This window comes from Marinobacter sp., from assembly GCF_035268745.1.
Taxonomy (GTDB): domain Bacteria; phylum Pseudomonadota; class Gammaproteobacteria; order Pseudomonadales; family Oleiphilaceae; genus Marinobacter.
This window is the reverse complement of the sequence record NZ_DATFKH010000037.1, coordinates 16,612-41,335: the sequence shown is the minus strand read 5'-3', so window position 1 is coordinate 41,335 and position 24,724 is coordinate 16,612. Positions and strand designations below refer to the sequence as shown.

The following is a 24,724-nucleotide window of genomic DNA, read 5'->3' as shown; positions in this document are numbered from 1 at the left end:
TCTTGTCATTGCGTTTTACCCTGGCCGTCGGATTGGTCTATGGTTAGCTGACCCATGAACTCGCCCGATTGTTACACCGAGGCTGTAAAATGGCTCGTCTGTGTTATCAATTCCCTGGCCGCATTCCAAAAGTGGCAACAGACATCCTGCTGCTGGTTTTCCTCCTCACCGGCTGTTCGGTCGGTGCAATCAATTCCGGCATCAGCGGTAACCCCCAAAAGCCAGGATACGACTTCGAATCAAGGCTCCCTGACAATGACAACCGGCTGTTTGTGGTTCTGGCCTTTTCCGGAGGCGGCACCCGGGCCGCAGCATTGTCCTACGGCGTGCTGGAAGCGCTGCGTGACGAAACCATCGTGATCGACGGCCAGCCCTCCAGATTGCTGGACCAGGTTGATGTGATTTCAGCGGTTTCCGGCGGCAGTTACACCGCTGCCTACTATGGCCTGTTCGGCGACCGCCTGTTCGAGGACTTCCGCGCGCGTTTTCTGCTTCGCAACTGGCCGCGCACTTATGCCTGGATGCTCGCCAATCCATTCAATATGGCGAGGCTGATATCTCCGGGCTTTAACCGCTCGGACCTGATGGCAGAGTTCCTGAATGACCAGATTTTCGACGGCAAAACCTTTGCCGATCTGTCTCGGGGAGCAAGACCCTTCGTCATCATCAACGCCACGGACCTGAATAATTCCCTGACCTTCAGTTTTATCCAGCAGCAGTTTGACCTGCTTTGCTCTGATCTGAACCCTTACCCCGTCGCCCATGCGGTCATGGCGTCTTCAACGGTTCCACCGGCATTCGCTGCAGTGAGACTTAAAAATCATCCCGGATGTTCCTCGAAAAATAAACTCTGGATCAACGAGGCCCTGGAAACCCGGGACCTGCTCTCCCGGAAATTTGGCGTCGCTCAGGGTCTGGCTCGTTATCTTGAGCCTGGGAATATGCCATACCTCAATCTCGCCGATGGCGGCATTACCGACAACATCGGTGTGCGGGGCTCGATGATGAGTCCGGTTGCCCACCGTGGCGATGTTAAAAGGATGGCCGGTGCTTTTTCCGAGCAGGCTCTCGACAAGGTTGAAAACGTGCTTGTTGTTCTGGTGAATGCCCAGGTGTATCCGCCATACCCCTGGGCAGTTTCCGGCAGCGAGCCCGGGATGCTTGATACCCTGGAAGCCTCTTTTGATGCGGCGTTCAACACCCTGACCAGCGAAAACATTGCCCAGGCACGACGGGAGTTTCTGGCATGGGGAGCATACACCAGCAGGAATCGAAAGCATGGCAAGCCGCCTGTTGACGTTCACTTCGCAACCCTGACATTTAACCAGGTTGCAGACCCTGCCCGACGAAGCAAATATAATTCACTTCCTACGGCAGCTCTGGAGGTCGAGCAAGTTGATGCCCTGACCGCGCTTGGTCGTGAACTTCTCCATCAATCCGAAGCTTACCGTTCCTTTCTTGCAAAAATGGGTGACGAACGATCCGGCGAGCCGAACGCCAGAACCGAATCTCGGCCATGAAGAGCCAGAACTGTTCCCCGGATCCTCACTGGACGGCAAGTTGGTCGCATCGTAATCCATTCCACTGAACCATGTGCTTTGATAAAAGCGCCGCCAGTGTCGCGCTCTGGCTAAGGCTCAGATAACCTTGCAAAACGAATTTGGAGAGTCACGGCGACAAAGTGGTATCGGCAGTCATCAACCGCTTGGTTCAGAGGGAGATAAATTGCGCATAACATTTCTTGGAACTGGCGGTGCCGGAGGTGTTCCACGCTTTGGCTGCGCCTGCCCCGCCTGACAGTCCGGTTTGTTGAACTACCAGTCTTGAAAAACAGGATTATCCCCATGGTCTTCCGTCAATTTTTTATCTTCTCGAGTCTGGCGCTGAGCGCGATGCTGGTTATCACCGGCATGCTCTGGACCGCCATAAACTGGGCCTGGCTGATCGTCGGGCCGTTGATTGCTCTGGGTTTTCATGACCTGACCCAGAACAAACATACCCTGCTCAAGATCTATCCGGTGGTTGGCCACTTCCGTTATCTGTTTGAATCGTTCCGGCGGGAACTGCAGCAATACTTCGTGGAATCGGATCTTGATGGCGCTCCGGTCGCCCGGGAATTTCGCCGCCTGGTTTATCAAAGGGCCAAAAAGGACGACGACACCCGTGCCTTCGGCACCATCTTCGATGTCTATCGTGACGGTTACGAATGGCTCAATCATTCCCTGGCGCCAAAAACCTGCCTGCCGGTCAATCTGCGGGTCAGTTTTGGCGGGCCGCAGTGCACCAGACCCTACGACGCCTCAGTGCTGAATATCTCGGCCATGAGCTACGGTGCGCTGAGTTGCAATGCCGTGATGGCACTGAACCGGGGTGCGAAACTCGGGAATTTCGCCCACAATACCGGTGAGGGAGGGATCAGCGACTGGCATCTTGAGTGCGGTGGTGACCTGATCTGGCAGATCGGAACCGGTTACTTTGGTTGCCGCACGCCAGAGGGTGTCTTTGATCCGCAGCTTTTTGCCGAGCAGGCAGGCCGCGAGGCGGTCAAAATGATCGAGATCAAGCTTTCCCAGGGTGCCAAGCCCGGCCATGGCGGCGTATTGCCCGCCGCCAAGCTGACTGAGGAAATAGCGCGCATACGGATGGTGCCCATGGGGGAGGATGTGTTGTCGCCCCGCGGACACTCTGCCTTTTCCAGTCCGCTGGAACTGCTGCAGTTCATTGCCCGACTGCGGGAACTTTCCGGTGGCAAACCGGTCGGTTTCAAATTTTGCCCCGGCAACCGGCGGGAGTTCCTGGGTATCTGCAAGGCCATGCGGGAAACCAGTCTGCTGCCGGATTTCATTACCGTTGATGGCGGGGAAGGCGGCACCGGTGCCGCGCCAGTGGAGCTGACCAATTCGGTAGGCATGCCGCTGTGGGATGGCCTGCATTTTGTGAATAACGCCCTGCGAGGTATCGGTGTTCGCGACAGCATCAGGATTATCGCTTCCGGCAAGGTGTTCTCCGCGTTTCATATGTTACAACTCCTGGTTCTGGGAGCCGAAACCGTGAACTCGGCGCGGGGCATGATGCTGGCGCTGGGCTGCATTCAGTCCCGCAAGTGCAACACTGACAAATGCCCCACTGGTATCACCACCCAGAACCCGGCCCGCTACAAACAGCTGGATGTCACCGACAAGGGTGTGCGAGTTGCCAACTACCATCACTCATCCATGGAAGCGCTGGCGGAACTGCTCAGCATTCTGGGCAGGGATCAACTGCAGGATCTGGATTCTGCGGATATCAATCGGCGGGTCAGTCAGGGCAGTGTTGTGAACTATGCCCAGCTTTATCCCCGTATAGAAAAAGACTGTCTTTTGCACAAGGACTGCACCCCGGATCACTGGGCCAGTGACTGGCATCAGGCAACTGCAGACAGTTGGCACTAGCAAGTGGCAATTTCAAAACATGACCCGCAAGGATTTTCCAATGACCAGCAACCTGCCCAACGAAAGAAAACCCGCAGTCATAGCAGCCATAGCCGGTGGCTGGGTTGCCGATGCCGCCAGCCTGGGGCTGCACTGGCTCTATGACAGCCCGCGCATCCTTGAGGTTGGCGGCCAGTCACCGGAATTCCTGACGCCCAAGGCCGATTATTTCGAAGGTGGACTGGGCTATTTTGCCCACGATGGAAAACAGACGGGGGATGTCAGCCACTATGGCGCCGCAACGGGTGTTCTGATCGACAGCCTGCTGACCTGTATAGGCGCCCTGAACATCCGCGACTATCAGCGACGTTTTCGCACCTTCTTCGGGCCTGGCGGGCAGTGGCAGGGGTACATTGACAACCCCACTCGGATAACGCTGGACAATCTGAACAATATTGAGCAGAACGGTATTAAAGAGGCGCTGTCGACAACCAGAACAACTCTGACCGATACACAGAAGCGGATCCTGGTGCAAAAGGTGCTGCCATATACCCGCTATCTGACGGGTGATCAGCTGGCTGCGCCTGTCCGAAGAGGGATTGACCTGACCTACAAGGAATCGGACATACAGGAAGCGGGTGTCCACATAGCGGAAACCATTGATCAGCACCTGATCGCCGAAAGTGGCGCCAACGACATGCAACTGCCGGCAGTTTCCAAGTTACCGCCACTGGTCGCCAGCTACTGCGGCGCCGATGACCTGATGAGGGTGACCGAGGCCGCAGTACGGGTGACCAATCACAACGATGAGGCCGTAGCATGGGCTCGCTGCGCCGCCCGCCTGCTTGATAACCTTTTCCAGGGCGATTCCATGTCGTCGGCACTTGATGCCGCCAGCACTGAGGCGCCAGACCATCAGAGCCTGGCATTGGCGAGATCGGGGTCGTCACTGGATGGACCGGGGGCCGGTGAAACTCACGGCCGAACCTGCTACCTGCACGAGGCCATGCCGGTGATCTTTCATATCCTCGGCCATGCCAGGAGTTATACCGAGGCCATTCGCGCCAACATTCAATGCGGCGGCGATTCCTGTGGCAGAGCCTGGATCATCGGGCCGGCCATGGCGGCGATTCATGGTGTGGGTGGCGAACGGGGCATACCACTAAGCTGGCTGGCCCGGGTCGCAGACGCGCACACTCGATTCGCGGATATCGAGTCACTGGTGAACGGGAAATGGCGGCCGGGTGTGCAGGAAAACCAACCATCCGCTTGCCCCGCGCAGTGAAAAGTTCCGGTAAACCTGTAACAAGAGGCGTGATTCGGGTGTCTGTATTTCGTAAGCGCGGACTAACCGGATGCCGGAATAACCGCGTCAATTATCGCCAGACAGGAGTACCACACCATGAACAAACTGACACTGATTCTCGCCGCTATTGCTCTTTCTTTTTCTGCCACAACCGCTCTTGCAATGAACGGCCAGGCAGACCGGTATAATGAGGAGAGAAGCTTCCCGCATGAAGCTTCGGAGAAAGCTGCTGACGTTAGAAGCGTCAAGGCGGGTGAAGAATAACCAGCAGAACCATGAGCCGCTACTGGTCACCAGTAGCGGCTTTCAGTGACTGGAGGCTAGCGGAATTCGGCAAAATTGGACGGTCTGTTCAGGGACCAGTCGTAATCAATAAACGTCATAGTGGACGTTTGCGCCACCCGCTCTGCCAGAGAAGCATCCACCCACTCCTGAATAAACGCTTGCCGGGACCCGGCGGCCTCCTTGAAGTCGTCTTCATACCACTTGAACAGCTCAGTGACATAAAGGGTCTCGCCCTCAACCTTCAGGTGGTAGTGCGTCAGAAATGCCCGGCGGGTATTCTCGGCCAGCAGGCTTTCAAGGCTGTCGGCGGTGTAGAGACTACCCCGCAGGGGCGGGCAGCCCACCGCGGCGCAGTTGACCGCAAAGTGAACCCGGGCATCTTTCCAGCCCCTGTCGGCATAGTCCTTGCCCAGCAGGATCTGCTTTTCCATCTGGTCCAGGCTGTATTCTTTCCCGTCGATCACAAACTTTTCACGTTCGAACACGTTATCGACGAATGGATTCACCCGGCCGCCATAATCCCAGACCGATTCAACGAGCTCTCCATCCGGCCGCTCCGTCAGGATCTGATTGAGCATGAAAAAATTGTAGGCGTTGATCCAGAAGGCGACGGACTCAGCTTTCCCTTCAAGACCGGAAAGCTCAAATTTCGCCAGAGCTTCACGCTGGCTCGCCAGCGTCTGCAAGGTCTTTGCCTGGTCTGTGGCAGCCGCGTAGTCAAAGGCCGACACCAGACCTCCGCCGGCAAGATCCTTTTCCGTCACAAACTGTTCGAGTATTTCCTGGAAGGGCCCATAGACTTCGCGACTGGCATCGGCCTGGGCAGCACCGACCCAGATCGCGAGCAGAAATAGGGGGGCCGCGGTAAAACGGAGACAACGCATGATAACTCCCGGTCAGGTCTGAAATGGATGATACTTGCAACGACACAAACCCGGCCGGTTTGTTACAACCCGGGCAAACCGTCAACGGGAGTTATCCTCGCCATCCTGGCATACGCTTACAGGCGCCTAGCGCAGGTCCGGGTTCAGTGTGTAGGTGCCGGTCACCCTTGCACTCGCCAGTACATGCCCGTCCATGGCCTCACGTACCGCAGCGCCGTCAAACTCGCCGGTAAGACCCAGGCTTTCCACATCCAGCGCATGCACCTCGTAATGGTAATGGTGGATGATCTCGTCATTCCAGGGCGGACAGGGGCCGTCATAGCCGCCGTAGGTGCCGGCCATATCAGGATTATCTGCCAGAAACTGAGTGAAATTATTCACCCCGCGAATGCCGACCGGACCCGGGCCGGGATCCTTGCCCTTGGGGATCACGCCGTCACTGTCCACGCCCTCAGGGATGCGTGATGTGGTCGCGGGCACATCTATCAGCAGCCAATGGAAGAAATCCACCCTGGGTATATCCTTTGAAACTGTCTTGCCTTCCTGGTTGGCATCATCCGCCACGCTGGGCACGTCGGGATCAAACATCATGATCACCAGACTTCTGGTGCCTTCGGGTGCCCCCTCCCAGGTTACTTCGGGATTCCTGTTGGGGCCGAAACTCATGTGGTCCTGTTCGTTGTAAACGCCGAACGCAAATTCTTCCGGTACCGGCTGTCCCTCTGCTATGCCTCGAACCTTGATGTCCACGTTACTTTTCTCCTGAAACCTGATTGGTTTTATCTTGGCTGGTAGTATGGTTTTAACAGTGGCGGCATGGGTCTGTCCACAATCGCCGGAAACCAGATGACAACAAGGGACCGCCAGGAAAAGCCATGAGCGACGACAACAGAGGCAAACCCGAGCATCCGGCCACCAGACAGGACGAGGATGCCATCGCGTTTTTACAGGGACTCTTCGAACTGGCCAGAAACGGTGGAACGGGTCCTCTTAATGTGATGCTGGAGGCGGGCGTACCCCTGAACATCCGGACCAGCGAAGGCGACAGCCTGCTGATACTTGCCTGCCGCAATGGTCATATGGACACTGCCAGACTGTTGCTGGAGAGGGGTGCTGAACCGGACGCCGCCAATCAGCAACAGCAGACAGCCCTGATGGCGGCGGCCATGGCAGACCGGGTGGATCTGGTTGAGTGTCTGCTGGATGCCGGCGCGGATCCCTCTCTGCAAGATGCCGCGGGCCAGCGCGCGGCCGAACTGGCCGCCGCAAAGGGCGCCGAAGCAGCAGCCAAACGTCTTGCGTAACCGGCTGTCATGGCATCGGCACCTGACACACCACTGGGGACACTGGCTTGAAAGGCAATATTGTTCACTTTGCCCGGGATGACCTCGGCGGCATTCTGGTCATCGACTATCGCAAGCATCGGGTAATGACCTTCGATTCAGTCTTTGAACAGAGCAAGATCGCCCGTCGGCGTCCTCACCTGCCGGTCCATGAATACAGTCGTGCCATGCTGTTGCCGGTTGCCTTCAGCCAGCCGGCGCACGTGAGCATTCTCGGCCTTGGTGGTGGCGTCATCGCCAATGCGTTGCTGCATCTGCTACCCGAGTGCCAGGTACATGCCGTCGAACTGCGGCAGGCCGTTGTCGACGTCGCGCGTGAATACTTCGACCTGGCGGATTCCCCACGCCTCAAGGTAACCATCGAAGATGCCCGCAATGTCCTTGCAAGACTGCCCGCTGGCCACACTGGTCTGATTCTGGCAGACATGTACAGCGCCGAGCGCATGAGCCCGATTCAGGTTCAGCGGGAGTTTATCAGACAATGCAGCAGGGTTCTGACTGACAGTGGCTGGATAGCGCTCAACTACCATCGCACCCCGGATCTGAACGGGCCTTTTTTCAATCAGTTAAAACAAGAGTTCGCGGTGGTGCTGGCCTTCAAGAGCAAAACCAACAACACCGTAATCTATGGCAGCAAAAAGCCCTTCGAGCTTCCCGCCAGCACAGACCCCCACCTGAAGAGCCTGGAAGAGGTCCTGCCCATCGACTGGCGAAGGCTGATGGCCAGGGTTATCGCCTTAAGCTGAGGCCTTTTTCCACTCGAATTTCCTGAAGGGCTCGTCAACCGGGGTTTCGGCAATGTGGTTGATGTAGTTGCTCAGCGTCTTCTGGGACAGCACCAGAATGACTTCAAGAACCTGGCGCTGCCTGTAGCCCGCGCTGTAAAACGCATCCAGATCGGACTTGCTGACATTGCCCTGCTTGTTCATCACGGCAAGGGTGAAGGTTCGCAGGGCTTCCAGTTTGTCGCTGGGCAGCGGTTTTTCATCCCGCAGGGCAAAAGTGATGTCGTCTGACACTTCCATCATCCTGGCAATGCCGGTGTGTGCCGGCACACAGTGGTGGCAGGCGTTCTCGACGTTGATGGTCTGCCAGACAACGGTAATTTCGTCTTTGTCGAAGCTGCTGTCCAGCGCCAGTTGATGCAGCGTCTGGTAAGCATTCAGGACATTGGGTGACTCTGCCATAACGGCATGCAGGCCTGGAATCATGCCCATTTCCTGCTGCGAGGCTTCAAGCAGTGGTCTGGATTTTTCCGGCGCCGAATCAACGGTGTGCAAGGTAAAGTCGCTCATGTAATTCTCCTTTGAGAGCTGGTCATGAAACAAACCGCACTCCAAGCTTAACTATTATTGAGCAATCACTCAAGTTATAGTCAGCAAACTGATATTTGCCTTTCATTGAGCAGTCCCATGGCCAGAAACGCACGCTATGACCGACAAACCGCACTGGAGAAAGCCGTTTACCTGTTCTGGGAACGCGGCTACCACGCCACATCCATGAAGCAGATCGAGCAGGCGCTGGATATGCGGCCGGGCAGCATCTATGCCGCCTTCGGCAGCAAGGACCGACTGTTCAGCGAGGCCCTCGATGCCTATGCCCGGAAAGGCCGCACCGAACTGGATGGTCTGCTCACAGAGCAGGTCCCGATCATCGACGCCCTGCAGGATTATCTGCGTAACATCGCGATCGCCTGCTGCCAACCGGGGAGTTCCGAGCCATCGCGGGCGTGCATGCTGGTAAAAACTTTACTGGAAGCCAGCTACACTCACAGTAGTATCGCCGGCCAGGCCAATAGCCTGCTCTGTGGTATCGAGACCTCCATTGCCGCTGCGCTGGAACGGGGCCGGGAACGGGGAGAACTGAAACCGGATACCCACTGTGCCCGTCTGGCCCGTCTGATTCAGGCCCAGATCATGGGTCTGCGTGGCTTTGCCCAGCGTGAAACCAGCACGGAACAGGTGTCTGAACTGGCGGACGATATGGCAGCACTGCTGGAGTCTTACCGGGCCATTCATTAAGCCCAAGCTGAAACCTCACTGAGCGGTCGCTAACATGGACGCCACACTCACTCTCATCGGCGCTCTGATGCTGGTTATCAGCATCCTGCTCAGCCCGCTGTCCAGTCGTCTGGGTATGCCGGTACTGCTGATTTTCCTGATTGTCGGCATGATGATGGGCGAGGACGGCCCCGGCGGGCTTCAGTTTGATAATTTTGAGCTCGCTTTCACCATTGCCAACCTGGCCCTGGGGGTCATCCTGCTGGATGGCGGCATGCGGACCCGGGCGGAAACCTTTCGGGTCGGCCTGAGGCCGGCCCTGATGCTGGCTACTTTCGGTGTTTTTCTCACCGCATTGGGTTCGGCACTGGTAGCCTGGTGGGTGTTTGATCTGGGCTGGCTCACTGCCCTGCTGATCGGCGCGATCATTTCCTCCACTGATGCCGCTGCCGTGTTTTCACTGCTTCAGGGACGGGGTCTGCACCTGAACGAGCGCGTCAGTGCCACGCTGGAAATCGAATCCGGCAGCAACGACCCGATGGCGATTTTCCTCACCCTGATGCTGGTCACCATGATCAGCGCAGGAGGTGTCTCGGAAGGCTGGGGGGCGCTATGGATGCTGATAGAACAGTTCGGCATCGGTGGCGTTACCGGGGTGGTAGGCGGCTTTGTCGTCGTCAACCTCGCCAACCGGTCACGGCTGACGCCCTCACTCTACCCGCTGCTGGTGGTGGCCGCCGGCCTTGCAGTGTTTGCCGGCACCAATGAACTCGGTGGCAGTGGATTCCTGGCCATCTACCTGACCGGCGTGATCATCGGCAATCGGCCGGTGCGGATGATGCCGATGATCCTGCAGGTTCACGACGGCCTGGCCTGGCTGTCCCAGCTTTGCCTGTTTCTGATCCTGGGGCTGCTGGTATCGCCGTCCGAGCTGCTGCCACTAGCCAGCGGAGGCCTGATACTGGCGTTTGCACTGATCTTCCTGATTCGTCCGCTTGCGGTGATGATGACGCTGTGGCCATTCGGTTTTAACCGCCGTGAACTGGGGTTTATCAGCTGGGTCGGGCTCCGCGGCGCCGTGCCGATTGTACTGGCCCTGTTTCCGGTGATCGCCGACCTGCCATCGGCTCAACTGATTTTTCACATCGCCTTCTTTATCGTACTCGTGTCCCTGATGGTTCAGGGCACCACAATGGCGCCGCTGGCGCGCAGCCTGAAACTGGAGGTACCGGCGGGAGAGGAGCCTTATCGGCGCCTTCCTCTGGACGTTCCAGCTGCAGGGGATCATGAACTGATGCTGTTCCCTTTGCGGGGCGAACCCTGGGAAGTGCCAAGGCCCCTGGGCCAGCTGCGTCTTCCCGAGAACACGGCTCTGGCCGGTATCTTTCGCAAACGTGACTGCCTGCCGCCAAGTCCCGACCTGCAGGTCTGCACTGGCGACGTCATTGCCATGTTTGCCACCCCCGCAGTGGTGCCGGAACTGGGCCGCGCGCTGAGCGGTCGCCGTACTTCCAAACATCTGGCTGAGCGGGCATTTTTCGGCGATTTCGTTCTAAACGGCGACGCTCTGCTGGGCGATGTAGAACAGGTTTACGGCATCGAATTCGATGAGCTGCCGCCAGAGTTGTCGCTGGCCGAATGCTTTGCCCGCCGGACCAAAGGCCACCCGGTTATCGGTGACAAGGTCAAAGTCGGGCCTGTAATTCTGGTGGCACGCGCCACCGAGGCCGACAGTGTGACCAAGGTTGGTCTGAAAATGGACAGCAGTAACAGGGCTTAGCAAAAAAACCCGACAAACCCGGGTTCGATCAAACAACAGCCTGTGCTATAACATGGAAATATCTTAATCAGAAAAGCGTATGTTAATGCAACACCCGGGTGCGGTCCCAACAACATGGAAGTATTACACCCGCCAGATCCGGTGGATAGCTCCCCGGATTGCCCTGGTGGTATTTCTGGCAGCACTTGCAGGCCGACCGGTTCTGGCCACAGAACTGGCGATGGTCGATGAGGTTATGGGTAATTCCACCCCGAAGGTGAGTGAGGTTCTGGTCAGAAAGAAGGAAAGAAGGCTGTACTTGCTGGCCGGCGACCGGATTATCCGCAGCTATCGTGTCGGGCTCGGTGCCAATCCGGCCGGGCATAAACTCTATGAGGGCGACCAGCGCACCCCCGAGGGAAAATACACCCTTGACTGGCGTAACCCATACAGCGACTTTTACAAATCAATACATATTTCCTATCCCAATGAGAAAGACCTGGAACTGGCGTCCGCATGGGGACTTGATCCTGGCGGAAGCATCATGATTCATGGACTGCCCAACGATGTCGGGGACATGGCATTCGCCTATCTGGGACTGGACTGGACCGACGGCTGCATTGCGGTCAGCAACGAGGAAATGGACGAAATCTGGGATCTGGTTGCCGACGGGACACCGATCCGGATTCTGCCCTGATTCATTCCAGGGGGGCCGTCAGCCGGTTTCAAGGTCGCCGGTTCCATTACTTTCGCGTCATGAGACACGCAATTTTACTTATGCTTGGTTAACAACTACGTCCAGAGTGTTTTACACTGTTTAACGACTCCGGTGGCTGTTGGCCGTCGGACCCGTTTTTACAGGACGTGTACAGTCCAGACTTCTGGAAACCAGAAAACAAGACGACCGACAAGAGGAATAATGAATGCGTAAAATTACAATTGCAGGATTTGCCCTGGCCACCGTACTGACCGCAGGTTGTGCATCAACCAATGATCAGGGTGCCATCGAAGATGCAAATGCAACCGCAATGTCTGCAGAGCAAACCGCTGACAATGCACTGAACACCGCGAACAGCGCTTCCAGCGCAGCCCGTTCTGCCCAGCAGACAGCTGACGAAGCTCTGGCGGCAGCAAAAGCGGCTCAGAAAGCTGCTAATGAAGCGAACGAGCGTGCCAAGCGTATGCTCGAGCGTGCCAGCCAGAAATAAGGCTGGGTGTTCTGCTACGAAGAAGGCCGGCATCTGCCGGCCTTTCTTCTTTCTGGACAGTTACTCTTCCCGCTTTGGCTTGTCCATGAAGGTGGACATCATCTCGATGGGGAGAGGGAATACGATGGTAGACGAGTTGCTGTTGCTCATATCGGCCAGCGTCTGCATGTAGCGAAGCTGCATGGCCCCGGAGTTGGTTGACATCACGTCGGCTGCCTCCACCAGCTTCTTCGAGGCCTGGAGTTCACCCTCAGCGTGGATAACCTTGGCGCGCCGTTCGCGTTCAGCCTCAGCCTGGCGGGCAATGGCCCGTATCATTGATTCGTTCAGGTCAACGTGTTTGATTTCCACGTTCGCAACCTTTATGCCCCATTCCTCGGTCTGGGAATCGATGATTTCCTGAATGTCTGAATTGAGCTTGTCGCGTTCCGACAGCATTTCATCAAGATCGTGCTTGCCCAGCACGGAGCGAAGGGTGGTCTGGGCCAATTGACTGGTTGCCGAGCCGAAGTCCTCTACGCGGATAATGGCCCGCTCAGGATCAACCACACGGAAGTACAGAACCGCATTCACTCTGACCGTCACGTTATCCCTGGAAATCACATCCTGGCTTGGGACGTCGAGAGTTATCACCCGCAAGTCCACCCGGACTATCTGCTGAATAGCGGGAATTACAACAATCAGCCCCGGACCTTTTACTCCCTGAAACCGGCCCAGGAAGAACACCACGCCCCGCTCGTATTCGGGCAGAATCTTGATGGCCGCGCCCAGAATAAGCAGCAGTATCACCGCTGGGACAATATAGGGAATCAGTTCGCCTGTATTCATCGTGCCTCCTGTTCAGCTTTCGCCCTGGTCACATATACCGTGAGCCCCTCGACAGCGCTCACCTCAAGATGGTCACCCGCATTCACGGGCGTGCTGCTGACTGCATTCCAGCGCTCACCGCTGAAGCGGACATGGCCAAAATACTGGCCATCATCAGGCTGAAAGTCATCCAGCGCAGACACCCGCTGATGGGCGCTGTTTTCCGTACCGGTGACGGGTGGTCGTCGTCGTAAACCGACAAACCGGACGACTGTCCAGAGAATAAACCCTGCACCAACGGCAGCCGTGCCACCGATGGTTGGTAAAGAGATATCCTGGTTGCTGCCGTCCATCAGGATAATGGAGCCCGTCACAAACGCCACTATGCCTCCGATCCCCAGAATCCCAAAGCTGGGCATGAAAGCCTCACCGACGATAAACGCCAGACCAAGCAGAATCAATGCAAGACCTGCATAGTTTACCGACAGCACCTGGAAAGCAAAGAGTGCGAGAATCAGGCAGATGGCCCCGATAACGCCCGGGATAATGGAGCCCGGATTGGCCAGTTCAAAAACGATACCGTAAAAACCGATGATCATCAGAAAGTAGGCAACGTTGGGGTCGGTAATAACCGAGAGCAGTTTGGTGCGCCAGTCCGGATCTGCTCGCTCCAGTTCAATGTCCTGGGTATTCAGGGTTTGTTCGCCACCGGCCATGACCACGGTGCGGCCATCGACCTGCTCCATCAGTTCTGGCAGACTCGACGCGACCACATCCACCACATTTCTCGCCAGCGCTTCTTCGGCGGTCAGATTAACCGCCTCGCGCACCGCCTCTTCAGCCCAGTCCCCATTGCGTCCATGGCGCTCTGCGAGGCTGCGGATGTAGCTGACCGCATCTTCCAGAACCTTGCGTTCCATCGCGGTTCCGCCCCGGCGCTTTTCTGCGGATTCCCCGTCGGCATCCGTCTGGGCATCCTGATCCGCCGCTGAGTCCGTTGTGCTCTCGGCCTCTGTGTCATTATTTTCCGGCTGTTGCTCGTCCATACCCGGAAGACCGCCCATCTGTACCGGGGTTGCCGAGCCCAGGTGGGTGGCAGGGGCCATGGCAGCAACATGGCTGCCATAAAGCAGGTAAGTACCAGCACTTGCGGCCCTTGCCCCGGCTGGGGAAACCCAGGTAACAACCGGCACTCCGGAAGCCAGCATCTTCTTGATGATCCCGCGCATGGACTCCATCAGTCCACCCGGGGTATCCATCCGGACAACCACCAGTTCGGCGCCGTCTGCCTCGGCGCGCTCCATGCCGCGAATCAGATAATCCATGGTGGCGGGACCGATAGCCCCGTCTATGGTAAGAACGAGGCCGGTGGGGGCCGATGGCTGCTGGGCATTAACATGCTGATGGACTGAACCGAGAAAGAGCGTTAACCCTGCCAGCGCCAGGGTCAGCCACAGAAACAGCCGACGTGCATGCCTGACTCGGCCGGGCAGATTATTCATGTTCAGGGCCATCTATCCTCCGGGTGCAGTTTCCGGTCTGTCTATTCATCATAGTGGACGAATCCGGAAATTACTGGTCTTAAGGGCAGACAGAAAAAACAAGCGGTAGTTCAGAGCCAGCTGTTCAGAACCAGAGTTGCTGGGGAATACCCTTACCGTCCGGAGTGCTGCGACCCGGACCGGCGCTTTCTCCCGCAACCCGGGTAAGCTGCTCACCGATCATCCGGGGCAGGCCATCGGCCAGATTCACAGCCTCCTCGATAGCGCTGCGCTGCATTTCAACCCCGGGACGTTGCTCGCGAAATGCCTCAATGGTGGCCGACACCCTGTGCCAGAGAGCCTCGCGGTCCTCAGCGCTATACTCTTCCTGCTGGCGGTGGACTTCCAGCCAGATCTCGTTGCCGCGCATCCCGATTTTCACCGGCTCGCGAATGACCCGCACCGGCGTGCCCTTGCTGACTTCATAGACAAAACGGGAAATATCCTCGTTGTACATCCGGAAACAGCCGTGACTTACCTGCATGCCGATACCGAAAAGCTTATTGGTACCGTGGATCAGGTAACCTCTCTCGCTCAGCATCAGCGCATGAGTCCCCAGAGGGTTGCCAGGCCCGGGCGGAATCATCCGGGGCAGATATTCCCCATTAGCTTCATATTCAGCGCGAATACTTTCCGGTGGGTACCAGGCCGGCGATTCAAGGGCCATGGTTACCCTGGCGTCGGTGAGCGGCGACGGATTCTCTTCCGTACCCACCCCTACCGGATAGACCTGAACCCCGGCGCCAGTGAAATAGTACAGGCGGTATTCCGCCAGATTGATCACAATGCCTTTGCGTTCGACAGCCGGCAGGACGTACTGCCGTGGCAGGGTGATAACGGTCCCTTCGCCGGGCAGCCAGGGGTCAACAACAGGATTAGCCTTGACCAGTTCAAGGTAACCCAGACTGTTCTGGTTTCCGATTGCGGCAAACGTGTCTTCGTATCGGGCCTTTATCACCGCCAGCTGACCCGCCAGGTCCCCTTCAATCGAGAACACCGGAACGCGGGGAGTCTGATCCGCATCCGGCTCAGCCTGACCAATCTTGTCCCCACCCGTCCGGGCTTCCGGGTTTTTGCCGGCATTTGCCCACAGGGGATTTACACCCGGAGCCATTAGTGTCGTCAGTACCACTGCCGTCAGAAATTTATTCGCCATACAACGTTTCCAGATACTTCACTAATCCCCATCATAACCGGTCTGCTGACGGTCGGCATAGAACAAGCGCCTGGTCCGCATCCTCGAGACCGGTATTGCTGCCACCAGCACAAACGTTGCCACCAGCCACCAGGCGGAATGGAATGCACCGATGGTGGGAACGCCGCCACTGTGCTCGCCAAACTCAATGGTCAGGGCAACCAGATTGACACCGAAAGCGCCGCCAAGTTGCCGGGTAAAGTTAATAGTGCTCGAACCCGCGCCGAGTTCATGGGCTTCCAGCGGGTTGAGCGCGCCGGTGGAGAGCGCAGGCAACATGAAGCCCAGACCAACCCGTCCGAATACGGTCCAGAGCGCGAGCCATCCGAAACCCAGAGTGACATCAGACACCGCAAACAGTGTCGCTGACAATGCGAACATTCCGATACCGAATAGCACCAGGCTGCGGGCACTGCGCCGGTCTGCCAGCCGGCCGGCAATCGGGAAAGTCATACCCAGTGCCAGCCCGGCCGGCAACATCAGCAGACCCGCTTCGGTCGCAGAAAATTCAAGGGCAGTCTGCACGAACAAAGGCACCAGATAGGTTGAGCCAAACAGTGCAAGCCCCAGCGCCGCAGCGCCAAGATTGGCAAACAGAAAACTGCGTCGCCGGAACAGGGTGATGCTGAGCAATGGATGGGGCGTTCGCCGCTCACGGCGCACAAACAGTGTCAGCAACACCACCGCCGCCATGCCCTCCGCGGCAATCCATGGGCCCTCGAGCGCACCGTGCTGCAACCGGTTGAGCGCATCCAGACTGACGCCAACCGTCAGGCCCAGAAGTACCAGCCCGGGCAAGTCAAAACGGTAGGGTTGCGGGCGGTCGGGCGGCAATGGCAGAAACCGCCATGCCATCAATACCCCCAGCAAGGTCACCGGAACGGGAGCGAACATCACATAACGCCAGTCAAGCTGGTCTACCAGGAAACCACCCAGCACCGGCCCCAGCGCCGGGGCAAGGATGACCCCCATGCCATAGATACCCATGGCCTGTCCCCGACGGTCCCGCGGGAAAATGCGGAACACCAGATACATTCCCATGGGCTGCATCAGGCCGGCCAGCGCGCCCTGGGCAACCCGCGCCAGAATCAGCAGTTCCGGGCTGTTGGCAAATCCGCCTGCAAACGATACCAGGCTGAACAGGGCCATAGCCGTGCCCAGGGTAGTACGCAGCCCGAAGTGGTCCAGCAGCCAACTGCTGGTCAGCATGGTAGTCGTCATGGCGGCAATAAAACCGGTTGCCAGCCAGTGAACCTGACCCTGACGGATTCCGAACTCCGTCATGATATCGTACAGGGCAACATTGACGACCGTGGCACTCAGTACCGTTGCCATAGTGCCGAGCATCACTGTTGCCACTGCCAGCCAGCGCCAGCGCTCGCCGTACCGGGCCCTGAGGCCTGCTACCGTATTGTCGGTGGAGATCATGAGTCTGCAGCATCCGGGCGCAAGAAAGAGCTATTGCTGACGTTCGGCGTTATCCAGAATCCTGTGGAAGACCTCGACTGTATCGCTGATTTCTTTATCACTCAGGCCTGCCAGCATCTGTTCCCGAAGTTCCGCGGCGCGCTCGTTCAATATGTTCATGAATGACGTTCCGTCAGGTGTCAGGTACAGGCGGCGGGCGCGGCGATCCCTGGGGCAGGGGCGACGCTCAATCAGATCCTGTTGCTCAAGACTGTCGAGCAACCGCACCAGGGTGGGGTTTTCAATCGCCATCAACTTTGCCAGTTCGCGCTGGGTCAGGCCTTCACCGCCCCGCTGCAGATAGAACATGGTGGTCCACCGGGCCTGGGTCACACCCAGATCTTTCAGCCGCTCATCTAGCAGTTTGCGCCAGCGACGGGTTACCCGGGCAACAGCAAAAGGAAACTCGGCTCTCATATTCGGCACTCCAGTCTGGAAAGGCACTATTCAGCATCGGAAAGCACCAATAGTAAGCTAATGATTCCTTCTAAAACAGATGGTAATTAAAAGCAAACGCCGGGCAACCTGAATGGGAAACTATTAATGACTACGACCGGGTTCGGGTTCATGGGGTGGCAGGGTCTCTTCATTGACCTCGTGGAACTCTTCATTGCGGGGGTCGATTTCAACCAGCGCCGTGGAGCTTTCCGGCATGGCCGGAATAAAGTGTTGCTGATCCGCCACAGGAATATCGGCTGTGCTGGCAATACGGTAGCGGGTAGCGGCCGCCAGCAGCACCAGAAAGCCCGCACTGCCCATAAAAAGGCCATTGGGCCCGAGCATTGCCACCAGCTGAGCCATCACAATCGGACCGATAACACTGCCAATACCGTAGCTGAGCAGCAGTGTGCCACTGGCGGCAACGATCCGGTTACTTGCCATGCGGTCATTGGTGATCGCCACCGCAATCGGGTAAAGCGCAGCCGACAGGCCGGTGAACAGGCCCGCCAGCAGTGTCAGCAACCACAACTTTCCGGCCCCGAAAAAAACCACCAGAACAGCAGCAATCGCAGCCATCAAAGCCGCCCAGAACATGACGCGACGACGGTCGAACAGGTCACAGAGCCGGCCCATGGGCCAGGCCAGGATCATGGCGGCAATGATGGCGCTGGCCATAAACGTGGAAATACCACTGACTTCCAGTCCGGCCAAGGACGCATAAACAGGGCCGAGGGCATAAAAAGAGCCGATCAGGGCACCACAGACAAGTGCCCCGGACACTCCGGTAAAGGATTCCCGTGCAAGCGTGAGAAACGATAACCGCTCGATTGCTTCAACGGCCGGCGCCTCCATGCGGGTCAGCGCCAGCGGGATCAGAGCAACCGTCAATAGTGTCGCCGCCAGCGAAAATGGGACAAAAGAGGAAGGTTCCCCCACATTGATCAGTAACTGTCCGCCGGCTACTGAGGAGTAGAAAACGATCTGATAGACCGCGAACAGTGTGCCGCGGTTGGCGTTGGTCGCCCGGCTGCTGAACCAGCTCTCGATAACCACTAACACGCTGGCTGCGCTGAAACCGGACAGCACCCGTAAAAGCGCCCACAAGGGCTCCGACACTGCCATCGGATAAAGCAGTGCGCAGACCGCCGCCATCGCAGCAAAAGCGGCGAATGTGCGAATATGGCCAACCCGGCTTATAATTCGGTTAACGTATAGGGTGCCCAGCACAAAACCGATGGAATAACAGACCAGAATCCAGCCTATGATGTCTGCGGAAACGGATTCAATACTCAGGCGCACACCCAGCAGAGTCATCAGGAAGGCATTGCCACTGACCAGCAGAACAATACTCAGAATCAGGGCAGACAGCGAAGTGACCGTGCGGGTCATCTGGCGGGCTCCGGGGCTCGGTGAATGATGAAGGGATTATAGAATATCAATGCAGCACCGGAAGATGACTACAGTGTAAATTAAAACAGTGCCGCCGGTTCCACACCAGACTCCGCCTGTAAGCATTTGCCGAAATTCTCGTTACTGCTTGCGGGTTAGTGGGCTCTGAATTAACATATTTTCATATCAAGGCCACGTAACAGACCACGGAACGATCAGGGGCAAAATGATGAATCTGAACTGCAACTACCTGGCGGCCTGAATATAAAATGATGTAAATCGCTTGATGCAATTCACGCCAATCATGAGCGTCTGGGTATGAAAAAAACGGACTGGCCCATTAGATGGGATCTGTTGCTTCGCTACCGACTGATAGAGATTGTTGCATTTTGGGAAGGACGTCTCACCACAAATCACATCTGCCATAGCTTTGGTATCGGTCGTCAGCAGGCTTCGAAAGACATTAACACCTACCTGAGGGAACTGGGACCAGACAATCTGGTTTATGACCGCCACCTCAAGGGATATGTGCCCAGCGCCCATTTCCGGCCCAAAGTCACTACCGGCCAGATCTCGGAGTATCAGGACCTGTTGGCGCGGCAGGACAGCCTCAGCAACACCTTTGACTCGCTGGATCTGAGCGTCGCGGAAAGCACCATTGTGCGCGGCCCCCAGCGGATAATCCGGCCTGAAGTCATGCGCGCTGTGATTGCAGCAACCCGCCAGGGGCGGGTTCTGAAAGCCGAGTACGCCTCGCTGAGCCCTGCCCGTGTTCAACAGCAGACACTCGAACCCCACACCCTGGTCTGTGTCGGCAACAGCTGGCACTTGCGGGCCTGGTGCGACAAAAACCGTGAGTTCCGCGATTTTGCCCTGAGCCGCTTCCGGGGCAACCCGGAACTTCTGCGCCAGCGCAGTCGCAATGGCTCGGGCAAAGACGACGACTGGAACCGCAAGATTACCATTCTGGTGATGCCGGACAGCCGGTTAAATGCTGACCAGCAGAGCATCGTTGCCGCCGACTATGGTATGCAGGACCAGCGCCTTGGACTCAACACCCGCGCCGCCCTGGCACCTTACCTCCTGGCCCGGATGGGACTGGGCTCTGACCATCAGCATCCGGACCCGATGACCCAGCAACTGGAACTGGTCAACGAGGAACAACTGGGTATTGGTGAATCGGCCCGGGAGAGGTCTATCAAAGCAGTGGCAGGCCTGATCTGATTCCTGGTCCGGCTTACCACCTGCTGACCAGCCTGCTGGTCGGTGTGCTGGCGGTTTCCGGCAAGGTCTGGGCGAGCTGCGGTGACGATGCTCTCGGAATGTCGGAGATTCAGGGCCACGGCCATTCGTCCCCTCTGGTCGGCCAGACCGTCACCGTGGAAGGAATAATCACTCTGGATTCCCGCGCCCCGGGAGGCTGGGGCGGATTCTATCTGCAGCAGGCCGATGGCGAAACCGATGCCGACCCACGCACCTCGGAGGCGCTGTTTATCTATACCCGGCGGGCCGCAGGTAGCGTCGGTATGCGGGTAAGGGTTACCGGTCGGGTCAAGGAATATCATGACCTCACCGAACTGACCAGGGTCTCCGCTATAACCCTCTGCGGCTCCGGCCAGCTTCCTGCCCCCATTCCCGTGCAACTGCCCTGGCCTGACCAGCAACCGCCGGAACATCTGGAAAACATGCGGGTCGCACTGAGCCGGCCACTGACCCTTATCGGTCATTACTCGTTTGCCCGCTTCGGCGAGCTGGTTCTGGCCGACCAGCAGCAGGTAGTCCCGACCGAGCTGCTGGCACCGGGCCAGGCAGCGCAGAATCTCGCGCACAAGCAGGCACTGAACCGCCTGCGCCTGGACGATAACCGCAGTACCCGCAACCCCGACCCCCTGCCATGGCCGGCCACCCGGCTGGCCGGGGGTGTTCCGGTCCGTGCGGGAGACCTTATCAGCGGGCTGTCCGGCATTCTGGATTACCGGTTTGGCCATTGGCGACTTCAGCCTGCCAGCGAACCCGACCTGTATCGGCACGGACCGCGCCCGCAAGCACCAGTGAGATCTGCCACCACGACACTGAGGGTGGCCACCCTCAACCTCGGTAATTTTTTCAACGGCGAAGGCCGGGACGGTCACTTCAGAACCAGCCGGGGCGCCCGCAACAGACAGGAATTTGCAATTCAGGTCTCGCGAGTGGTTGCGGCGCTCTCCGCCATGGATGCCGACGTCATTGCCGCTGCTGAGCTGGAAAACGATGGCTACGGTTCCGACAGCGCCATCGCAGAGCTTGCCAAGGCACTGGGTCCGCACTGGCGGTTTGTGGCCACACCCGGCGGTGCCGGCACTGACGCCATCCGCACAGACCTGCTGTACCGCGAAGACCGGGTACGGACGGTGGGTTCACCGCTGCGACTGACCGGCGGGACATTTGGCCAGGGCAGCCGTCCCCCCGTTGCCCAGCTGTTTCAGCCCCTGGGCGATCAGCACCGGCGCATTGTCAGGATCGTGGTCCCGCACCTGAAATCCAAAGCCTGCGGCGGTGCCACGGGTGCCGATAAAGACCAGCGGGACGGCCAGGGGTGTTTTGCCAGGCATCGTTCTGAAGCCGCAGACGAGCTGGCAGGCTGGCTGGACTCACTATCAGAGCCCGGAAATTTCGCAGGTACCCTGGTCACCGGCGACCTCAACAGCTATGCCCGCGAGTGGCCGCTGCAGCGCCTCGAACAGGCCGGACTGACCAACCTGATCCGCACCCGCCATGACTGCAAACCCGGGGACTGCCCCCAGACTACTTTTCGCTATCAGGGCCGAAAAGGCAGCCTGGATTACAGCCTGGGCTCTGCACAACTGCTCGGTTACGTCGTGGATGCCGGCGCCTGGCAAATCAACGCTGCAGAATTTCCCGCGATCGGTTACCGGGGGCCCCTCTCCGCGCCGGCAGATGAACCCTGGCGCTCGTCAGACCACGATCCTGTCTATACCGATCTCGCCCTCTGACTAAAGGCACTGTCACTGTTATCAGTCGATGCCAATGATCTTGTGCATCTGCAGGGTAAGTCGCCAGCGGGGGTTGGCCAGGCAGTAATCGGTCGCCTTGCGGGTATTGCTCTGTTTCACCGGATCGTTTTCTGCCCCGGTTACCGTGGGCGATGCCATCGGCGACAGAAAAAAATGCGTGGCTTTGATACCGGTGAAGCGCTCAGGCATGGCCAGGGATTGCGGATAAACCAGCTTCAGCTCGTCACACTGTTCAATCACCACCGGCGCATTGGCTTTCGGGCTCACACAGAGCCAGTCAATACCCGCTGGCGGCGGCAGGGTGCCGTTGGTCTCAACGCCGACGGCAAAGCCAGCGGCATGAAGGGCATCCACCAGTGGGTCATCAAGCTGCAACAGGGGTTCACCACCGGTACAGACCACGTAAGGCGCGCCCGGCTGATCAGGCCACAGCTTTCTGAGGTGGCCAGCCAGAGCTTCGGCGGACTCAAAACGCCCGCCGTTCTGGCCGTCGGTTCCGACGAAATCGGTATCACAGAAATTACAGATGGCACTGGCGCGGTCCTGTTCCCGGCCAGTCCAGAGATTGCACTTGCTGAAACGGCAGAACACCGCAGCCCGTCCTGCCTGCGCACCTTCGCCCTGGAGGGTGTAAAACGCTTCCTTGACCCGGTACATCAGCCTGCAACCTCGTACTGCAACGGATCGGTGACCCCGTTGGCGGCAAAGGCTTCAAGCCGCTCGACACAGGAACCACAGCGACCACAGGCACGTTCACGACCGTTGTAGCAGGTCCAGCTCTGACCATAGTCAAGACCGAGCTTCAGGCCCTCTGACAGGATGCGGGCCTTGTCAGAGCCCATGAACGGAGCCTCGATGGCAACGGGCTGGTAATTGGCAACACGACAGACGGCGTCCATTTTCTCGACAAATTCCGGGCGACAATCCGGATAGATGGCATGATCACCGCCATGGGCACCATACCAGACCGCATCCGCCTCAACGGTGACCGCATAACCGGTTGCCAGGGAAAGCAGGATCATGTTGCGGTTGGGCACCACCGTTGCCTTCATGCTGTCTTCCTGGTAATGACCTTCCGGCACCGGGAGCTCCGAGGTCAGCGCGGAGCCGGCCATAACGCCGCCGAGTGCACGGATATCAATAACCTGATGAGGTATGGCCAGGGCCCGGCAGACCTGCCGCGCACAATCCAGTTCACGAACATGGCGCTGGCCGTAGTCAAAAGACAGGGCATGAACCGCATGCCCCTGGGCCAGCGCCCTATGGAGCAGGGTAAAGGAGTCCATACCCCCCGAATAAATCACTACAACGGTTCTGATCATCAATCCATTCCGGTAATTGCGCATCGGCGAATGGCAGGCGCCTTCATTACACTGCCTGAACATATTGTAACAGGGTAATACCCGTCCGGGTTCGCGTCTGGCGCAACAGGGGGCTAAACTCTGGCAACGGATTCAAAACAACAACGACATAATGAAAAATAATATCTGCCCAGCTTTTATCGACTTCGAGGCGTCCAGCCTTGATCTGATTGCCGGCTACCCGATTGAGGTAGGCGTGTGTATGCCCGACGGTCAGCTGCACAGCTGGTTGATCCAGCCCCACGTACTCTGGCTCGACTGGTCAGAAAGCGCCGAGCGGATCCACGGCATATCCCGGGACAGACTCAAGCGTGAAGGCAGACCTGTTTCCGAGGTCGCCAGTGCCCTCAACAGGCTGTTGGCCGGGCAGGTATTCTGCGATGCCTGGGCGTTTGACAGTTTCTGGCTTCATCGCCTGTATAAAACCGCCGCCATCCGCCCGCAATTCCAGCTTGAGTCCATTTCCATGCTGCTGGATGCAGAGCAGATACAGCACTGGTCCGAGTTCCGCCAGGCGGTTATCGGCAACCTGGGCCTGCCTGTCCACCGCGCTGCTAACGATGCCCTGATCCTGCACAAGACCTGGCAAGAGATCATGGGGGTGGGACCGGAGCAGAATACCCGGGTCAATCTGGGTGGTTCCTGAGAAAAAATGACCCGCTGGCGGTCTGATCATGCGCTTCCCCCTTGCAAACATTCTGACAGTCCATACACTTGAACTGTAACCGCCAATTTTCTACCAGGAACTCACGATGGAGCTTTTGAAAAGCCAGATGCCAATCACACATGCAAACAAGGCCAGTGCCCGTATGCCTGTTGAGGCAATGGTAATTCGCAGCTGACAGTTCCTGGTCATTCCCGGAGCTGATTCAGCGGCCGGGATAGCTTCTCCGAAGACCCCGGTCGCACAGGCACCGGGGTTTTCTGTTTCAAGGAGGGCACTATGAAGAAATCCAACGCACGCAGAACTTCAAATAATCCGGTCGGGAACAGCCCGGCCCCGATCCGCTGCCCCGAAAAGCGCCCTTTACTGGACGCCATCTGCAAGAAGTTCAACCAGCGGGTGAACCTGAACGACGAGCAGAGGGTTCTGGGGCTGTATGAACGTGGCTGGATTCTGAACGGGGTAGTGGCAAAAATGAGCGAAGCCGAAGCCCGTTACGTCCGGGCTCTGGCCAACCGTTACGATTCGTGGATTGCACGCCAGGTTGCCTAGCGGTAATCCGGGTTCCGGCTCCCGGGGTCTGCGCTCCAGATCCCGGGAAGGCCGTTACCGCCAACGCCCACCAGCTTCTGCCGAGGCTTTTGATCACC

The 24,724-nt window shown here is 57.9% G+C and carries 25 protein-coding genes; 14 read left to right on the top strand and 11 right to left on the bottom strand.

All coding sequences use genetic code 11. From position 1 onward, the window contains the following. Nucleotides 1–131: 131 nt before the first annotated feature. From VJ956_RS02565 to VJ956_RS02550, 4 genes are all read left to right on the top strand, one after another. Nucleotides 132–1,520, top strand: coding sequence for a patatin-like phospholipase family protein (locus VJ956_RS02565; protein WP_324081287.1), 1,389 nt, complete (start codon nucleotides 132–134; stop codon nucleotides 1,518–1,520). Nucleotides 1,521–1,844: 324 nt separating this feature from the next. After that, complete coding sequence (locus VJ956_RS02560) at nucleotides 1,845–3,431, top strand: FMN-binding glutamate synthase family protein (RefSeq protein ID WP_324081285.1); 1,587 nt, start codon at nucleotides 1,845–1,847, stop codon at nucleotides 3,429–3,431. A 40-nt stretch (nucleotides 3,432–3,471) separates the two neighbouring features. After that, complete coding sequence (locus VJ956_RS02555) at nucleotides 3,472–4,695, top strand: ADP-ribosylglycohydrolase family protein (RefSeq protein WP_324081283.1); 1,224 nt, start codon at nucleotides 3,472–3,474, stop codon at nucleotides 4,693–4,695. Between the two features lie 117 nt (nucleotides 4,696–4,812). After that, complete coding sequence (locus tag VJ956_RS02550) at nucleotides 4,813–4,980, top strand: hypothetical protein (protein ID WP_324081282.1); 168 nt, start codon at nucleotides 4,813–4,815, stop codon at nucleotides 4,978–4,980. Between the two features lie 56 nt (nucleotides 4,981–5,036). Here VJ956_RS02550 and VJ956_RS02545 read toward each other — a convergent pair whose 3' ends face one another. Together VJ956_RS02545 and VJ956_RS02540 are read right to left on the bottom strand one after the other, a co-directional pair. Then, nucleotides 5,037–5,885 carry a DUF547 domain-containing protein gene (locus VJ956_RS02545; RefSeq protein ID WP_324081280.1) on the bottom strand — a complete coding sequence of 283 codons (849 nt, stop codon included), beginning with the start codon at nucleotides 5,883–5,885 and terminating at the stop codon, nucleotides 5,037–5,039. 126 nt (nucleotides 5,886–6,011) lie between these two features. Then, nucleotides 6,012–6,635 (bottom strand): YbhB/YbcL family Raf kinase inhibitor-like protein, encoded by a 624-nt coding sequence (locus VJ956_RS02540; RefSeq protein ID WP_324081278.1) that lies wholly within the window; start codon nucleotides 6,633–6,635, stop codon nucleotides 6,012–6,014. Nucleotides 6,636–6,760: 125 nt separating this feature from the next. Between VJ956_RS02540 and VJ956_RS02535 the strand changes: the two genes are divergently transcribed. Further along, the gene (locus VJ956_RS02535; RefSeq protein ID WP_324081276.1) at nucleotides 6,761–7,189 is read left to right on the top strand and encodes an ankyrin repeat domain-containing protein; all 429 of its coding nucleotides are present in this window, start codon (nucleotides 6,761–6,763) and stop codon (nucleotides 7,187–7,189) included. A 47-nt stretch (nucleotides 7,190–7,236) separates the two neighbouring features. After that, on the top strand, nucleotides 7,237–7,974 hold the full coding sequence (locus VJ956_RS02530; RefSeq protein ID WP_324081274.1) for a fused MFS/spermidine synthase: 738 nt from the start codon (nucleotides 7,237–7,239) through the stop codon (nucleotides 7,972–7,974). Here the strand turns inward: VJ956_RS02530 and VJ956_RS02525 are convergent. Further along, on the bottom strand, nucleotides 7,966–8,523 hold the full coding sequence (locus VJ956_RS02525; RefSeq protein ID WP_324081272.1) for a carboxymuconolactone decarboxylase family protein: 558 nt from the start codon (nucleotides 8,521–8,523) through the stop codon (nucleotides 7,966–7,968). The genes VJ956_RS02530 and VJ956_RS02525 overlap by 9 nt on opposite strands. Before the next feature lie 117 nt (nucleotides 8,524–8,640). Between VJ956_RS02525 and VJ956_RS02520 the strand changes: the two genes are divergently transcribed. The 4 genes from VJ956_RS02520 (at nucleotide 8,641) to VJ956_RS02505 (ending at nucleotide 12,195) form a co-directional block, all read left to right on the top strand. Further along, nucleotides 8,641–9,249, top strand: a complete 609-nt coding sequence (locus VJ956_RS02520) for a helix-turn-helix domain-containing protein (protein ID WP_324081270.1) — start codon at nucleotides 8,641–8,643, stop codon at nucleotides 9,247–9,249. Nucleotides 9,250–9,283: 34 nt separating this feature from the next. After that, the gene (locus tag VJ956_RS02515) at nucleotides 9,284–11,008 is read left to right on the top strand and encodes a potassium/proton antiporter (RefSeq protein ID WP_324081267.1); all 1,725 of its coding nucleotides are present in this window, start codon (nucleotides 9,284–9,286) and stop codon (nucleotides 11,006–11,008) included. A gap of 220 nt (nucleotides 11,009–11,228) precedes the next feature. After that, nucleotides 11,229–11,684, top strand: a complete 456-nt coding sequence (locus tag VJ956_RS02510) for a L,D-transpeptidase family protein (RefSeq protein WP_414674368.1) — start codon at nucleotides 11,229–11,231, stop codon at nucleotides 11,682–11,684. Nucleotides 11,685–11,910: 226 nt separating this feature from the next. Next, nucleotides 11,911–12,195: an Lpp/OprI family alanine-zipper lipoprotein gene (locus VJ956_RS02505; RefSeq protein ID WP_324081263.1), complete on the top strand. Its 285-nt coding sequence runs from the start codon at nucleotides 11,911–11,913 to the stop codon at nucleotides 12,193–12,195. Between the two features lie 60 nt (nucleotides 12,196–12,255). Here the strand turns inward: VJ956_RS02505 and VJ956_RS02500 are convergent, their stop codons facing one another. The 6 genes from VJ956_RS02500 to VJ956_RS02475 all read right to left on the bottom strand — a co-directional run bounded on the left by VJ956_RS02500 (nucleotide 12,256) and on the right by VJ956_RS02475 (nucleotide 19,035). Continuing rightward, nucleotides 12,256–13,023, bottom strand: coding sequence for a slipin family protein (locus VJ956_RS02500; RefSeq protein WP_324081261.1), 768 nt, complete (start codon nucleotides 13,021–13,023; stop codon nucleotides 12,256–12,258). Then, nucleotides 13,020–14,516: a nodulation protein NfeD gene (locus tag VJ956_RS02495; protein WP_324081259.1), complete on the bottom strand. Its 1,497-nt coding sequence runs from the start codon at nucleotides 14,514–14,516 to the stop codon at nucleotides 13,020–13,022. Before VJ956_RS02495 ends, VJ956_RS02500 begins: the two co-directional genes overlap by 4 nt. Nucleotides 14,517–14,628: 112 nt before the next feature. Beyond that, complete coding sequence (locus VJ956_RS02490) at nucleotides 14,629–15,699, bottom strand: L,D-transpeptidase family protein (RefSeq protein WP_324081257.1); 1,071 nt, start codon at nucleotides 15,697–15,699, stop codon at nucleotides 14,629–14,631. Between the two features lie 21 nt (nucleotides 15,700–15,720). Continuing rightward, nucleotides 15,721–17,166, bottom strand: coding sequence for a DHA2 family efflux MFS transporter permease subunit (locus tag VJ956_RS02485; protein ID WP_324081255.1), 1,446 nt, complete (start codon nucleotides 17,164–17,166; stop codon nucleotides 15,721–15,723). A 30-nt stretch (nucleotides 17,167–17,196) separates the two neighbouring features. Next, nucleotides 17,197–17,622 (bottom strand): MarR family transcriptional regulator, encoded by a 426-nt coding sequence (locus tag VJ956_RS02480; protein ID WP_324081254.1) that lies wholly within the window; start codon nucleotides 17,620–17,622, stop codon nucleotides 17,197–17,199. A gap of 123 nt (nucleotides 17,623–17,745) precedes the next feature. Further along, nucleotides 17,746–19,035 (bottom strand): MFS transporter, encoded by a 1,290-nt coding sequence (locus tag VJ956_RS02475; RefSeq protein ID WP_324081252.1) that lies wholly within the window; start codon nucleotides 19,033–19,035, stop codon nucleotides 17,746–17,748. Between the two features lie 318 nt (nucleotides 19,036–19,353). Here VJ956_RS02475 and VJ956_RS02470 point away from each other — a divergent pair, with 318 nt between their 5' ends. Then, nucleotides 19,354–20,259 (top strand): helix-turn-helix transcriptional regulator, encoded by a 906-nt coding sequence (locus VJ956_RS02470; RefSeq protein WP_324081250.1) that lies wholly within the window; start codon nucleotides 19,354–19,356, stop codon nucleotides 20,257–20,259. Between the two features lie 44 nt (nucleotides 20,260–20,303). Continuing rightward, nucleotides 20,304–22,028 (top strand): ExeM/NucH family extracellular endonuclease, encoded by a 1,725-nt coding sequence (locus VJ956_RS02465; RefSeq protein ID WP_324081248.1) that lies wholly within the window; start codon nucleotides 20,304–20,306, stop codon nucleotides 22,026–22,028. A gap of 21 nt (nucleotides 22,029–22,049) precedes the next feature. Here the strand turns inward: VJ956_RS02465 and queE are convergent, their stop codons facing one another. Together queE and queC are read right to left on the bottom strand one after the other, a co-directional pair. Beyond that, the gene (queE, locus tag VJ956_RS02460) at nucleotides 22,050–22,706 is read right to left on the bottom strand and encodes a 7-carboxy-7-deazaguanine synthase (RefSeq protein ID WP_324081247.1); all 657 of its coding nucleotides are present in this window, start codon (nucleotides 22,704–22,706) and stop codon (nucleotides 22,050–22,052) included. Beyond that, complete coding sequence (queC, locus tag VJ956_RS02455; RefSeq protein ID WP_324081244.1) at nucleotides 22,706–23,371, bottom strand: 7-cyano-7-deazaguanine synthase QueC; 666 nt, start codon at nucleotides 23,369–23,371, stop codon at nucleotides 22,706–22,708. The genes queE and queC overlap by 1 nt, the downstream gene beginning before the upstream one ends. 151 nt (nucleotides 23,372–23,522) lie before the next feature. On the opposite strand from queC, the gene VJ956_RS02450 reads away from it, so the two are divergent. Both VJ956_RS02450 and VJ956_RS02445 read left to right on the top strand, forming a co-directional pair. Continuing rightward, nucleotides 23,523–24,056, top strand: coding sequence for a hypothetical protein (locus tag VJ956_RS02450; RefSeq protein ID WP_324081241.1), 534 nt, complete (start codon nucleotides 23,523–23,525; stop codon nucleotides 24,054–24,056). A 297-nt stretch (nucleotides 24,057–24,353) separates the two neighbouring features. Further along, nucleotides 24,354–24,626, top strand: coding sequence for a hypothetical protein (locus tag VJ956_RS02445; RefSeq protein WP_324081239.1), 273 nt, complete (start codon nucleotides 24,354–24,356; stop codon nucleotides 24,624–24,626). Nucleotides 24,627–24,724 lie beyond the last annotated feature (98 nt).

Excerpts from the sequence above, each read along its gene's own strand:
- VJ956_RS02560 (WP_324081285.1), top strand. The coding sequence starts at position 1,845 with ATGGTCTTCCGTCAATTTTTTATCTTCTCGAGTCTGGCGCTGAGCGCG.
- VJ956_RS02555 (WP_324081283.1), top strand. The coding sequence starts at position 3,472 with ATGACCAGCAACCTGCCCAACGAAAGAAAACCCGCAGTCATAGCAGCC.
- VJ956_RS02550 (WP_324081282.1), top strand. The coding sequence starts at position 4,813 with ATGAACAAACTGACACTGATTCTCGCCGCTATTGCTCTTTCTTTTTCT.
- VJ956_RS02545 (WP_324081280.1), bottom strand. The coding sequence starts at position 5,885 with ATGCGTTGTCTCCGTTTTACCGCGGCCCCCCTATTTCTGCTCGCGATC.
- VJ956_RS02535 (WP_324081276.1), top strand. The coding sequence starts at position 6,761 with ATGAGCGACGACAACAGAGGCAAACCCGAGCATCCGGCCACCAGACAG.
- VJ956_RS02525 (WP_324081272.1), bottom strand. The coding sequence starts at position 8,523 with ATGAGCGACTTTACCTTGCACACCGTTGATTCGGCGCCGGAAAAATCC.
- VJ956_RS02520 (WP_324081270.1), top strand. The coding sequence starts at position 8,641 with ATGGCCAGAAACGCACGCTATGACCGACAAACCGCACTGGAGAAAGCC.
- VJ956_RS02515 (WP_324081267.1), top strand. The coding sequence starts at position 9,284 with ATGGACGCCACACTCACTCTCATCGGCGCTCTGATGCTGGTTATCAGC.
- VJ956_RS02510 (WP_414674368.1), top strand. The coding sequence starts at position 11,229 with ATGGTCGATGAGGTTATGGGTAATTCCACCCCGAAGGTGAGTGAGGTT.
- VJ956_RS02505 (WP_324081263.1), top strand. The coding sequence starts at position 11,911 with ATGCGTAAAATTACAATTGCAGGATTTGCCCTGGCCACCGTACTGACC.
- VJ956_RS02500 (WP_324081261.1), bottom strand. The coding sequence starts at position 13,023 with ATGAATACAGGCGAACTGATTCCCTATATTGTCCCAGCGGTGATACTG.
- VJ956_RS02495 (WP_324081259.1), bottom strand. The coding sequence starts at position 14,516 with ATGGCCCTGAACATGAATAATCTGCCCGGCCGAGTCAGGCATGCACGT.
- VJ956_RS02490 (WP_324081257.1), bottom strand. The coding sequence starts at position 15,699 with ATGGCGAATAAATTTCTGACGGCAGTGGTACTGACGACACTAATGGCT.
- VJ956_RS02485 (WP_324081255.1), bottom strand. The coding sequence starts at position 17,166 with ATGATCTCCACCGACAATACGGTAGCAGGCCTCAGGGCCCGGTACGGC.
- VJ956_RS02480 (WP_324081254.1), bottom strand. The coding sequence starts at position 17,622 with ATGAGAGCCGAGTTTCCTTTTGCTGTTGCCCGGGTAACCCGTCGCTGG.
- VJ956_RS02475 (WP_324081252.1), bottom strand. The coding sequence starts at position 19,035 with ATGACCCGCACGGTCACTTCGCTGTCTGCCCTGATTCTGAGTATTGTT.
- VJ956_RS02470 (WP_324081250.1), top strand. The coding sequence starts at position 19,354 with ATGAAAAAAACGGACTGGCCCATTAGATGGGATCTGTTGCTTCGCTAC.
- queE (WP_324081247.1), bottom strand. The coding sequence starts at position 22,706 with ATGTACCGGGTCAAGGAAGCGTTTTACACCCTCCAGGGCGAAGGTGCG.
- queC (WP_324081244.1), bottom strand. The coding sequence starts at position 23,371 with ATGATCAGAACCGTTGTAGTGATTTATTCGGGGGGTATGGACTCCTTT.
- VJ956_RS02450 (WP_324081241.1), top strand. The coding sequence starts at position 23,523 with ATGAAAAATAATATCTGCCCAGCTTTTATCGACTTCGAGGCGTCCAGC.
- VJ956_RS02445 (WP_324081239.1), top strand. The coding sequence starts at position 24,354 with ATGAAGAAATCCAACGCACGCAGAACTTCAAATAATCCGGTCGGGAAC.